This is a genomic window from Flavobacterium sp. EDS, from assembly GCF_020991525.1.
Taxonomy (GTDB): domain Bacteria; phylum Bacteroidota; class Bacteroidia; order Flavobacteriales; family Flavobacteriaceae; genus Flavobacterium.
In genome coordinates, this window is the sequence record NZ_JAJMOZ010000020.1 from 30,169 (window position 1) to 43,233 (window position 13,065).

Below are 13,065 nucleotides of genomic sequence, written 5' to 3' on the forward strand. Positions count from 1 at the left end.
TTTAACACAAACTATGTAGAATTAATCTAAATATTTTTTGTTAAAGGATTATTAATATTTACATTTGCGTTGTTTTTATTTAGAACTAATAAAAACAAGTAGCTAACCAAATTTAAAAATTAATGAAATATCATAATTCAAAAACGACACAGATCGTATTTATTATTGGTTTTTTATTTTCATTCCTTATTTCTTTTGCACAACAACACCACCAAGGAAAAATAAAAGGGCAAATAACCACCTCTAACGGAAAACCAGTTGCAGGAGTAAATATAATTCTTAAAGTTTCTAAATTTAGTACTACAACAGGTGCTGACGGAAGTTTTAAATTTGATAAAGTGGGTAGTAATATTTATACTATACAAGCATCTTTAAAAGGATATGAAACTATAGAACAGGAGATAAGTGTATCAAATAACGGAACAACTACTCTAAGTTTATTATTAAAAGCTTCTAATGCGAAGCAAGTAAGAGATGATTCTCAACTAGATGAGATTATAGTTTCGGCAAGCAGAAAGGTTGAAACATTATCAAAAACTCCTTCATCTGTAACGGTAATAAAGGCAAACGATATAGACAACTTATCGATAGTAAGTCCAAATATTGCTAATGTATTAGCATATGCAGTTCCTGGTTTAGGTTCTGCAACTAATAATACTGGAAATTACGGTCAAACGTTAAGAGGAAGAAATCCTTTGGTTCTTATTGATGGTATTCCGCAATCTACACCTTTAAAATCAGCAGGTAGAGAAATTCGTTCGATTGACCCTTCGGTTATTGAACGCATCGAAGTTATTAAAGGCGCTACAGCAATTTATGGTAACGGTGCTGATGGTGGTTTGATTAATTACATTACAAAATCGAGTAAGACACAAAATAAATTTTCTGGATATAGCGAAGCAGGCACTAATGGTAATATTAAAGGAGATAGCGTTATTGGTTACAGACTTTTGCAACAGTTTTATGGAAAAATGAAGCGATTTAATTACTTCGTAGGTGGTGTTTATGAAAAAACAGGCGTTTTTCGTGATGCAAAAGGTGAAGTTATCTCACCTGAATATGGATTAGGTGAAACTAAAACTTATAATGTTTTTACTAAACTTGGATATGACCTTACAGATAAGCAAAGAATTGATTTTATGTACAATTATTTTAGTTCTAATCAAGATTCTGATTTTATACTTAAAAATGGCGTTTATGGTGTAAGTCCTGCAATTGGTGTACTAGGAAATAGATTAGGCTCGGATGAAGGTACTCGCTATAATCACAATATTAATTTACAGTATATAAATAAGAATATTTTTGGAAAAACTAACTTAACTGCTAATTTATATTATCAAGATTTCTTAACCATTTTTTCTAATTCTGCTTTTTTTTATGGTACTGGGCAATCACAAACAGCATCTACTAAAAAGGGAGTAAGAGTTTATTTAAATACTCCAGTCATAATTTCTACCAATGTTACAGGTGACGTAACTTACGGTTTTGATTTACTAAATGATAAAACAAATCAAAAATTAGTTGATGGTAGAGTTTGGGTTCCAAACATTGATATGGTTAATCTAGCTCCTTATGCACAATTATCTACTCAATTTTTTGGTGATTGGACACTTAAAGCAGGATTACGTGCAGAAAACATCAAAATAAATATAGAAGATTACAATACACTTGCAACAGGAGCTAATGGAGCAGGGAGCGTGGCTGTAAAAGGAGGAGAGCTTAACTATGAGGCATTCGTTTTTAATGCAGGTTTAAGATATTCTAAATTTAAATTCTTCAATCCTTTTATAAGTTTCTCTCAAGCATTTTCAATATTTGATTTAGGTAGAGTACTTACCGCAGCCAAACAAGATGCTATCTCTAAATTAGAAACTGAACCAATTATCGTTAATAACTACGAGGGTGGTTTTAGCAGCCAATTAGGGAAGTTTAATATGAGTGCAGCGTATTATTACAGTACTTCTAAACTAGGAACAAACTTAATTCAAGTTGATGGCTTCTTACTTGCTGAACGTTTACCAGAGCGTGTTTGGGGTTATGAGATTCAAGCCGATTATCAAGTAATTAAAGAACTTACGATAGGAGGAAATTATGCCTATGTTCAGGGTAGAGGAGATAAAGATGGTGATGGTCGTTTTTATGGAGATAATGATATTTATCTAAAATCGAACAGAATCCCTCCAGTTAAAATGACAGGTTATGCAAAATTTGGTAACGAAAGGTTAAATGTAGAAGTATATTGGATGTATGTAGGTGATCGTGATTATTTTAAACCAAATGCCAAAGGAGCTTACGCTATTGGTGAAGGGCCTATTAAATCATTTAATTTGTGGAATTTAGCTACAGCTTATAAAGTAACTAGTCAAATTAGAGTGAAACTTGGTATTGAGAATCTACTTAACAAAGATTATTATACTACAACTTCTCAATTTTATGGCACAAATGCCAATTATACTCGAGGAAATGGAACAAGATTTAATCTAGCTGTTGGTTACAGTTTCTAAAACAATATATTTAGTATTATAAAAATGTTCCTGGTATTTTATCAGGAACATTTTTTTATTCTGAAAGTTTTTTTTAAGATTCTCAAGGACAAAGATTCAAAGAAACTGAGAGTAGTGAGTCTGTTAGACAATTGGCTATAAAAGGATGCGAATGACACGGATTTGCAAAAGAAAAGACGCTGATAAAAACAGATTTTAATAGTAACATAGAGGGAAATCCGTGTTATCTGTATTTTCGCTTTAGCGAATCTATTTTATCCGCGTACAATTCCTTAAACTTGCCATCAAGGTTTCTTTTTTTGTACTTAGTTTCTTTCTTTGTATTCGCATAAGTGCTAAAAATTAATACAATAATGTGATATTTATTTGTTATTTTTGTTTAGACCAAATCTAAACAACATGAATAATGAGAAATTTCCTGATTGCAGATTCTGAAAACTTGCATATAATCGGATTGAAACAGACGCTAAAAAAGTTTGTGAAGAAATCAAGTTTAACCGTGGTAGGCTCAAAAGATGAACTAATTATTCATCTGGAGAAAAATACAGTGGAGTATTTAATTATTGATCCGAATAATATTTTTTTATTTTATGATGATGATTTCAAGCAGCTACGGCTGAACTCTCCAAATTGTAAAATTATCATTTTATCTTACTTTAAGAATAAACAAACGATTAGTAGTTTTCTCAAAGAAAATATTAATGGATTTATTTCAAAGGACTGTCAGGAGCAAACTATTTTTGATGCTTTGTATAAAATCGAAAACGGTGAACGTTACTTATGTCCGCAAATATTAAATATTCTTGTAGATGTGCTTATTTCACCAGCATCTGATTTAAAAGAGAAACTAACTTTTAGAGAGTCTGAAATCTTAAAGCAGATTGCTAAAGGTAATGATGGAAAAAGCATTGCTTCCAACCTTTTTATAAGTATTCATACATTTAGAACTCATAGAAAAAATATTATGAAAAAAACGGGCAGACATACCACTCCAGAGCTTATTTTATATGCAATTGACAGAAAATTAATATAATTCAAAACTAAGTAAATAATCCTTTTTTTTACCAATTTTATACTACATATGTAGTATTGCTAGTACCTCTTTTGTATAATTTTATTTACTATTCGTATAGTATTGACTTTCGTTTTTATGGGATATACTTTTGTTAAAAACTATTCTTTAGAATGAATCTAAATAAAACAAGTCAATGGAAACACGAGAACAGATAAGCACAATTGAATTAAAAAAGATTTTAGAAAAAAAACATGTCAAGCATATTTTTTCTAATAACAAAAAATCGATTTCTCTTTACAAGAAGAGTATGAAAAAAACAATTAAACTAATTGCAAATCATTTAGAAAGCAGAGATACTCCTTTTACAGGTGCAAGTATTTCTTCGATTAAAGAAAAAGTTGATGCAATAGTACTTGAAGAAAAAGATCAGGGAAACAGTTTAGAATATGTTTTAGACGAGCTTAAAGGCATTTACCTAAATGACTGTATTCATTTTCATAACCCAAAGTACATAGCTCATTTAAACTGCCCAATTTTGACACCTACGCTTGTTGCAGAAGCGTTTATCTCTTCTTTAAACTCGTCAATGGATACTTGGGATCAAAGTACCGGAGCTACTTTTATCGAATTGAAGCTGATAGATTGGACGATTGAAAAATTGGGGTATCCGGAAAGAGCAGATGGGATTTTCACAAGCGGAGGAACACAGTCAAATTTGATGGGATTACTTTTAGCGAGAGATCATTTTGTGAAAAAGAATTATAATATGGACCCTAAAATGGACGGGCTTCCTGCAGATGCATCAAAATTTAGAGTTTTATGTTCTGAAGTAAGTCATTTTAGCTTAAAGAAGAATTTAAGTTTATTAGGATTAGGTCAAAATGCAGTTGTTCCTGTGGCAGTTGATACTGATTTTAAAATGAATGTTCAGGCTCTGAAAAAAGTAATTCAGCAACAGAAAGATTTAGGAAATATTCCAATAGCAATTGTAGGTACAGGTGGCACCACAGATTTTGGTTCAATTGATCCATTAACCCAAATTGCAGCAATAGCAAAAGAGAATAAATTATGGTTTCACGTTGATGCGGCCTATGGCGGCGGATTATTGATCAGTGAGAAGCATAATCATAAATTAGATGGAATTGAGCTTTCAGATTCTGTTACTATAGATTATCACAAAACGTTTTATCAGCCAGTAAGTTCAAGTGGTTTTTTTATGAGAGACAAATCGTATGTAGATTATATAAAATACCATGCGGATTACCTGAACTCAAAAGAACAGGAAGACGAAGGAATTCCAAACATGGTGAAGAAATCAATACAGACTACCCGCAGATTTGACGCCTTAAAATTATGGTTTACTCTAAGAATAATCGGAACAAAGGGACTAAGTACCTACATGGACAAAGCGATTGATAATGCGCTATTTACTGCAGATTTCTTAAGAAGGAGAGATGATTTTGAAGTAATTCATAATCCTGAAATAAGCACAATTGTGTTCCGCTATAAACCCTGGAAAACGGATGAAGGATCTTTTTGCAGCTTAAACAGTTACATCCGCAAAGCCATTTTTAATGAAGGAAAAGCCATTATAACCAGTACAAAAGTTTATAATGAAGTATTTCTGAAATTTACACTTCTTAACCCTCTTACAACTCAGGCTGATATTGAAGAAATTATAAATTTAATTGTTCTTCACGGTCAGGAATATACATTGATAAATTAATCCCCCTTATGGAAAATAAAATATACGACTTTATAGCTGTTGGTGTTGGACCTTTTAATTTGAGCTTGGCCTGTCTCACAGCGCCAATTGAAAATCTGGATGGTTTGTTCTTTGATAAAAATGAATCTTTTAACTGGCATCCCGGAATGCTATTGCAGGATACCACTCTTCAGATTCCTTTTTTGGCTGATTTAGTAACACTTGCAGATCCAACTAGCCCTTTTAGTTTTCTGAATTATATAAAAGAACAGGGCAAAATGTACTCGTTCTACATTCGTGAAAACTTTTTATTGTTAAGAAACGAATATAACCAATACTGTCAATGGGCAATCAAGAAACTCCCAAATGTATTTTTTAATACAGAAGTTTCGATGATTGAATATGATGATAATGAGTCTGTTTACATTGTGAGTACAGTTTGCACCAAAACAAACAAGATTACTTATTACAAGACAAAAAGGATAATTTTAGGTACGGGAACTGCACCACATATTCCTAAATCCTGTCAAACTCTTAAAGGAAAAGCAATTCACTCGTCTGCTTACGTGCAGAATAAAGCAGCATTACAAAAAGAAAAATCGATTACCGTTTTAGGAAGTGGACAAAGTGCCGCCGAAGTTTTTAATGATTTATTGCAGGAAATTGATGTGTACGGATATCAGTTGAACTGGATTACACGCTCGTCCCGTTTCTTTCCAATGGATTACAGTAAACTTACTTTAGAAATGACCTCTCCTGAATATGTGGATTACTTTTACAATCTTCCCGCTGAGAAGAGAGATTATTTGTTAAAAGAGCAGAAATTGCTTTACAAAGGAATTAATAAAGACCTGATTGAAACTATTTTCGACACTATTTATGCTAAAAAGGTGATTGGAGAAATTGATGTGAATTTAAGAACAAATGCCGCTTGTATTAAAGCCGATTTTGACGAAAGTAAACAATCTTTTGAATTGGAATTGCATCAGACCGAACAAGATAAAAAATACCGTCATGTTACCGACGCATTAGTTTTAGCAACAGGTTACGGTTATAAATTGCCTCCTTTCCTAAAAGGAATTACAGATAGAATTCAATGGGACGATAAAGGACGTTTTGCTGCCAATCGAAATTATAGTATTGACAAAAATGGAGAAGAAATTTTTGTTCAGAATGCAGAATTACACACGCATGGATTCGTTACGCCCGACTTAGGAATGGTTTGTTACCGAAATTCTTATATTATCAAAGAAATTACGGGTGTTGAGCATTATGCAATTGAAACAAAAATTGCTTTTCAGGAATTTGGTGTTGCTGTAGCTGAAGTTGTAGAGTCTAATGTTTTTGAAGAGATTCTGTAAATAACGCTCTCAGCTATTCGATAATAAGACTGTAATCGACTGAGATAATCTTGGTTGTTGTTTCATCATTTTTATGGAAAGTGTAAGATCAGATTATGTCACATTCATTAAAAATAATAATAAGCTTAACTTGATAAGAGATAATGAATAATAAAATAATTGATATAGAAAATAAAGCTGTTTCTGATATTGTTTTTGTCAAAACAATTCCTGGTATGGGCGTTTTTGAATTGCGTCCAATAGACTTAGAGACTGATATGCCTTTGCTTCATAATTGGGTGAATCGTGAATATGCAGTTTATTGGGGAATGAATGGATTTTCTTTGCAGGAAGTGTACGATTCGTACCGAGAAATTCTGGAAAAAACGAATGTTTACATGGGGATTTTTAATGGTGATATTTCCTTTTTATTAGAATGTTACAATCCCGAAACAGATAGTATTGGAGAGTACTATAAAGTAGAAAAAGGGGATAAGGGGATGCATATTTTAGTAGCGCCCTTAGAAATACCCGTTAATAAGTTTACCTGGACGATTTTTACCGTAATACTGGATTTTATTTTTTGTGATGCTAAAAACCAACGTGTTGTTGTTGAACCTGATGCACGTAATCATAAAATTCATGCATTGAACAGAAAAGCCGGATTTGTGTTCCAGACTGAAATTGATTTACCTCACAAAAAAGCACATCTTGAGTTTTGTACACGCGAGGATTATTATAAGGCTTTGCAATCGATTTAGATGTAATATTTTGGAGTTATCCATTAATAAGTATTGTAGTTTTAATCCAAAGTGATTAGGGCGAAAGTCAATGTTTTTTTTTGTTAAATACAACGATAAGCGGATTCAGAAGTGGATTCGCTTATTTTTTGCAGTTAAGAATGAAGCTTCTTATAGGTATTTGTTCATTGTACAATCTCATGAATATACTTTTTGTGCATTATTTTAGAAACTTAATAAAACAAGGAGGTAAAAATTGCACTTTGGTTTTTATGACCTCGTAAATTTAACCTGAATAAAAAAATGCAGAGACCATATTAACTATGTTCTCTGCATTTTTTATTTACTAGAATGTACTATTTACAATTTTTATAGTAAATCTTGATTCATTGGTTTTATTTTTTTTATCATGAAATAACAGATCAAAACGAATACAATCCACAAAATATAGACTGTAGCCAGAGAGTAGCCATAATTAAGTAATGGACTATCTTTGCCATAAGAAGCCGTCGTTATTACCATCGTTTGTAATGGTTTTCCATTAAAGCATAACCAAATCATAGCTGCTAAATGAATGATAAGGGTACTGAAGAGATAGGTAAACAAAGGAATCTGTCCTAATGTAAAAAAGAAATTAGCAACTCTACCTTTCCAGTTTTCTGCATAAGCTAAGAACAAGAAAATCGGACCTAATGTGATTGCCAGAAAATCGAATGAAGCTGGATATTTCGTGAGATTAAAAAACGACAGCAGACTGATTAGGTCTGAATTTCCTCCTTTCCATGGGAAAGATTCTCCGTATCCATTTAGGGCACGCAATAAGAAAAATAATCCAATAAGAGTAAAACCACTGCACAACAGTACTTTTTTTCTAATTACTAGTGAACTTTCTGACCTGCAAAAGAATCCAAAAAAATAACCCAGTAAAAGAACACCTAACCAGGGGAGTAGCGTATAATTTACAATATACAAGCTCTGACCATGAGGTATAAATTTTTGTTGATGCAACAAATACCAGAAAATAGCATTTATAGAATCTCCTTTCATTTGCAAAGAATCCAGTAAATGATGCGCTATTATAATAGTCAAAGCGATCGATAAAATTAACCTTCTGTTGAAGTATTGTAACCCTGCCATACAGTATAGGCACAAACCTAATGAACCAATGATGAAAACACCAATCGTACGATAATAAGGATCAAACATATACAGAAAATTGTTTGCGAAAATTTCAATAAGGATCAGTGCACTGCCCAGTTTAAATAACTGCCATACATTTTGTTTTTTGGTTCTCTTACCCATCCAGTGAAATAATTCAATACCAGCTATAAAGAAAACTGTTGGCGCAAAATAATGTGATATAAATCGGGTAAAGAACAAAGAGAAAGTGGTATGATCTAAATCTGCCGGATTAGTGTTCCAGTAATGAAAAAAGAGTCGGGTATGATCCAGAATAGCAAAAGTCATTACTACTCCCAATAGTATTCTTTGAGATTTAAAAGCGCTCTGATCGATATGCTCCATTTAACTAAAATTTATAAGTAAAGTTGATCATAAAATTGCTTGGCTTTTGTGGACGTGCATAATAACCGTCACTCACCCAATATTGTTCGTCCAGAATGTTATTGGCTTTAATACCAATTCGATATTTCGGACGGTTGTAAAACACAGTCGCATCAAGAAGATTATAAGAGTTAAGTGTAAAGGTATTTGTGTTGTCTATAAAAGCATCAGAAACATAAGAATTCCCAATTCCGAGTCCCAATCCCTGAGCTTTACCATTAACAATAGTGTAACTAGCCCAAAGATTAACCACATTTTTTGGAGTACCTGCAGCTCTTTTGCCCAATACATTTTCGGCTGCCTTGGTAAACTCGTTATCATTATATCCATAACTAGCTACATAGTTGAAACCTGAAAAAGGTCTTCCGATAATTTCTATTTCAAGTCCTTTACTTTTTTGCGTTCCGTCTTGGATAACATAGGTTCCCTGAGTTGTTACATCATTTCTTAAACTGTTTGTTACATCAATCTGGTAATAGCTTACAGTTGCATTGAGTTTGTCTGATAAATCAAGTTTAACACCACCTTCCAGTTGTGCAGCCTCTTGGGGTTTAAAAACTGAAACTTCTCCATTTGGCTGAAGTTTGCTACCAATGTTTTTAAATCCATTCATATAATTACCAAAAACCGCTACTTTTTCTTCAACAATTTGATATACTAGACCAAATTTTGGAGAGAGTGCGGTTTGATTGTAGTCACCTACAGTTGTGCGGGATTTTGTATTTGTTGTTCCATCACCAATATAACGATCTACACGTAAACTGGCCATAACTAAAAGCTGATCTGTTATATTTAGAACATCAGAAGCATAAACACTATAAGTAGATTCTTTTGTCTGGTTTTGTCCCGTGTTTCTTTTTGCTAAAATCGATTCAACGTCCTCTATTCGAATCACTGGTGTTGCACCAAGATTATCGAGGTTTGCTGGTTCAAATACTTTACCGCCATATCCCAATCCGTCATATCGGGTTGATCTGTAACTAGATAAATAATCAAAACCGACAACAAGTCTGTTTCTGAGGTTCCCGATTTTAAAATCTCCTGTAAAATTTTGCTGGAAATTTTTTCGCACTGTTTTTTCATCTGTAAATGTTCTTAATACGCGATCTACAGATGAGCTACTTTGCCAGATGAAATCAAAAATATAAAGATCATCATAAGAACCACCGCTATAAGCATATCTGGACTGAGAGGTCCATTGGTCAGAAATTTTGTATTCTGCATCAAGCAATACGTTGGTAGAAGCCTGCTTACTTACGAGAGAGTTGTCATTAAGTGATATGCGATAGTCCAGATTGAGATCTTTAAAGCTAGTTAGCCCCAATGTAGGAGAAGTAATCCAACCGGCTGGAGTAATTCCTTGTGCACTTTGAAAATCAGCATTCAGCGTAAACTTCAAGCGGTCAGATACCTGATAAGTAATGCTTGGCGCAATAAGTAAAGTAGTAGAGTTCCCCTGATCCTGAAAGGTATTTTCGGTCTGACGAGCTACGTTTAGTCGAATCAGTAAACCTTCGGCATCCTTAACTGGGGTATTGATGTCTAATGTCATACGGCTCAAGTCCCAACTTCCCATGGTATAGCCTATTTCGCCTCCAAAATGATCGTATGGCTTTTTGGTAATGTAATTAACAATTCCTCCAAATGAGGTCATCTGTGCTCCGAAAAGGGTAGAACTTGGACCTTTATAAGTTTCTACACGTTCTACAGCAGCAAGATCTACACCTGTGCGCAGATAAGTTGCCATTCCGTTACGGAAATTTTCACTGGTTTGAAAACCTCTCGAGAAAAAAGAGGGCATTCCAGCCCCCGTTTTTGCAGGTGCAGCTCCCGGAACATTTCTAAAAGATTCTTCGACTGTTAAAGCCATTTGCTCTTTGATAAGTTCTTTGTCTACTACACTATAAACTTGTGAATTTTCAAGGTTTGAAATCGGAAGCCTCGACACATACTCACTTTTCTTTTTTGAAGTAATTTTATATTTGTTACCTACAATAAAAACCTCATTAAGAATTTCGGCATTTGCGGTAAGGTTAAAATCCAATAAAATTTCCTCCCCAGTTTCTACAGTAACCGTTTTTGTCTGTGGGGCTAACCCCATGATATTGACCGTAAGGGTGTTCATTTTTGATGTAAGTTTATCAAACATATACCAACCATCCTTGTCTATTTTTACACTGTATTTTCCATTTAGGTTAACAGTGCCGTACAGTACCTTCTTTCCGTCTTCTGTCATAACTTGACCCTTGATGACCCCTAATTGGGTTTGTTGTGCCTGAGTTTGTAAAGACAATAATAAGAACGCAGCAGTAATAAGCAACGCGGGTATGTACTTGTTTAATGATGTAAAATAATTCACGAAAATATTATTTATTAAATTAATTAATGTAAAATGGTGTTACTGGGTTTTTTACAATGCCGATATAAGGCAGGTTTTGAAATGGATTGGCACGATTTCTCAATTGTCTGTTATTATTTAATTGTAATTTGTTTAGAGCATCAGGGCTAAATTCATTAACAAACAGATCAAATTTCTGGAAAGATTCACTGAATTCAGGATGTGCAGATTGGTAATCTAAGATGCACTCTGCTACAAGCTTCCAAAACTCGTCTTCTGGAAAATCAGCATGTTCTACAAGTATTGCCGCTATAAATCGGAATATAGAATCGAATACCTGTGTAAATAAAGGCAGGGTTTTGCGATCGTCAGGAACGTTAACAGCAAGTCTCAAAGCTTCTTCAGGAATATCTAAACTACAGTTAAGTAACGAAACCTCTTCACCAATATCTTTCATAATGGCATTAACAACCTTATGATCTTCCAGAATCAAGATTAAATTTTCGCCATGAGGCATAAAAACCATATCCCATTTGTAAAAGCAATGAAGTAAAGGGCTCAAATAGCAGCTAAAGTACTGTCTTAACCAATTTGAAGTTGTTAAACCAGATGCCTGTATTAATTCAGGAAGGTAAGCTTTACCTTCATTATCAATATGAAGTAATGCTGCCATTGTAATTAAACGCTGATTTTCAGAAACCTTATCGGCAGGACTTTCTCTCCATAAACAGGCAAACATTTTCTTGTAAGGAGTATCACCCGGGACTGCTGTTTCATAATATTGATGAGCAAAACTCAAACTGGCAATTTCTCTCAGAATGATAAATCCCTTCGATTGTAAGTAATTATCATCCTTTACCAGGTTGTAAATCCATTCATTGATTGGTGGGTTAGACACCATAAATTTAGGAGATAGTCCACGTACATAACCCATGTTGAGCACAGATAAAGCCGTTTTAACATAGAATTTTTCAGGATGGGTTATATTATAGAATGTTCGTATCGATTGTTGCGGCTGGTATTTATCGGCATTGTATCCCATACAAACCAGTCTGTTAGTCGCGATATCTGCTGAAAATATATTGGCTAATTTATTAAACCATTGCCATGGATGCACCGGCATATAAAAATAATCATTAGGATTTAACCCTTTTTCAAGAAGTTGATCGTTAAAATTATTCAACGTTTCTTCACCAAGTTCTTGTAACATTACTTTATCATAATCTAAAGGCAATACGGCAGTAAACACAGCAGTCGAGCGATGACCGGCAAGCCAGACCAAAGAAAATGGTGCAGCCGCTTCTGGAGCATATTCTCTGTGATCGCTGGAAGTAAAACCGATTCTTCCATTATTAGCGATGAATCGGGGGTGACCTGTCATGGTAGATTCAGTTTGCTGATAACTGGCGTCTAATAGTTCTTTTGAATTTGGTTTGCCATAATAATTTAGGTAAGCACTTCCTGCCAGTGTACTGCACACCTCTTCCAGGTAAACAGGTAACGATTCTTCAGGAATTCCAAGTTCTGCCTTAAATTCAATGATAAAACTTAGCGCGTCTAATGTAGCAGTTTCCCCTTCGGTAAATTTTTCAATGGATGGAGTATCAATATACCAATGGTTTAAAGCTAAAATTCTAGCATTAAACTGATAGACGTTTTTTCCGTCTGTACTTGTCAGCTGATAGATTTCCCAGTCGTCTTTATTTCCGATTAGTTTTGGAATAACTAGTCGTTCATGAGAAAATTCGGCAAGTATTTTTCTAAGGTGCAAACGAGTTACTTTGTCCCAAACTGTTTTTTCTAAATGGCTGGACGCTTGTATTGGTGAGATTTGCGTATCTATATTCATGGTTTTAGCGT

General features: G+C 33.9%; 8 protein-coding genes. 5 read left to right on the forward strand and 3 right to left on the reverse strand.

Annotated elements, in window-relative coordinates; all coding sequences use genetic code 11:
• Window positions 1–122 precede the first annotated feature (122 nt).
• The 5 genes from LPB87_RS19095 (at window position 123) to LPB87_RS19115 (ending at window position 7,325) form a co-directional block, all read left to right on the forward strand.
• Entirely contained in the window at window positions 123–2,504 is a 2,382-nt protein-coding gene (locus LPB87_RS19095) for a TonB-dependent receptor (RefSeq protein ID WP_230728945.1), read from the forward strand.
• 406 nt (window positions 2,505–2,910) lie between these two features.
• Window positions 2,911–3,537: a response regulator transcription factor gene (locus LPB87_RS19100; RefSeq protein WP_129538565.1), complete on the forward strand. Its 627-nt coding sequence runs from the start codon at window positions 2,911–2,913 to the stop codon at window positions 3,535–3,537.
• Window positions 3,538–3,826: 289 nt separating this feature from the next.
• The gene (locus tag LPB87_RS19105) at window positions 3,827–5,245 is read left to right on the forward strand and encodes an aspartate aminotransferase family protein (protein ID WP_230728946.1); all 1,419 of its coding nucleotides are present in this window, start codon (window positions 3,827–3,829) and stop codon (window positions 5,243–5,245) included.
• An 8-nt stretch (window positions 5,246–5,253) separates the two neighbouring features.
• Window positions 5,254–6,585: a lysine N(6)-hydroxylase/L-ornithine N(5)-oxygenase family protein gene (locus LPB87_RS19110; protein WP_230728947.1), complete on the forward strand. Its 1,332-nt coding sequence runs from the start codon at window positions 5,254–5,256 to the stop codon at window positions 6,583–6,585.
• A gap of 143 nt (window positions 6,586–6,728) precedes the next feature.
• Entirely contained in the window at window positions 6,729–7,325 is a 597-nt protein-coding gene (locus tag LPB87_RS19115) for a GNAT family N-acetyltransferase (RefSeq protein WP_230728948.1), read from the forward strand.
• Between the two features lie 348 nt (window positions 7,326–7,673).
• On the opposite strand, the gene LPB87_RS19120 is transcribed toward LPB87_RS19115, so the two are convergent.
• From LPB87_RS19120 to LPB87_RS19130, 3 genes are read right to left on the reverse strand one after another with little or no spacing between them, the layout of a single operon-like run.
• A complete protein-coding gene (locus LPB87_RS19120) occupies window positions 7,674–8,828 on the reverse strand; it encodes a hypothetical protein (protein WP_230728949.1) in 1,155 nt (384 codons plus the stop codon).
• 4 nt (window positions 8,829–8,832) lie between these two features.
• Complete coding sequence (locus LPB87_RS19125) at window positions 8,833–11,226, reverse strand: TonB-dependent siderophore receptor (RefSeq protein WP_230728950.1); 2,394 nt, start codon at window positions 11,224–11,226, stop codon at window positions 8,833–8,835.
• Between the two features lie 19 nt (window positions 11,227–11,245).
• Window positions 11,246–13,054 (reverse strand): IucA/IucC family siderophore biosynthesis protein, encoded by a 1,809-nt coding sequence (locus tag LPB87_RS19130; protein ID WP_230728951.1) that lies wholly within the window; start codon window positions 13,052–13,054, stop codon window positions 11,246–11,248.
• Between the last annotated feature and the right edge of the window lie 11 nt (window positions 13,055–13,065).

Coding starts and splice junctions, on each gene's coding strand:
- LPB87_RS19095 (WP_230728945.1), top strand. CDS start 123: ATGAAATATCATAATTCAAAAACGACACAGATCGTATTTATTATTGGT.
- LPB87_RS19100 (WP_129538565.1), top strand. CDS start 2,911: ATGAGAAATTTCCTGATTGCAGATTCTGAAAACTTGCATATAATCGGA.
- LPB87_RS19105 (WP_230728946.1), top strand. CDS start 3,827: ATGAAAAAAACAATTAAACTAATTGCAAATCATTTAGAAAGCAGAGAT.
- LPB87_RS19110 (WP_230728947.1), top strand. CDS start 5,254: ATGGAAAATAAAATATACGACTTTATAGCTGTTGGTGTTGGACCTTTT.
- LPB87_RS19115 (WP_230728948.1), top strand. CDS start 6,729: ATGAATAATAAAATAATTGATATAGAAAATAAAGCTGTTTCTGATATT.
- LPB87_RS19120 (WP_230728949.1), bottom strand. CDS start 8,828: ATGGAGCATATCGATCAGAGCGCTTTTAAATCTCAAAGAATACTATTG.
- LPB87_RS19130 (WP_230728951.1), bottom strand. CDS start 13,054: ATGAATATAGATACGCAAATCTCACCAATACAAGCGTCCAGCCATTTA.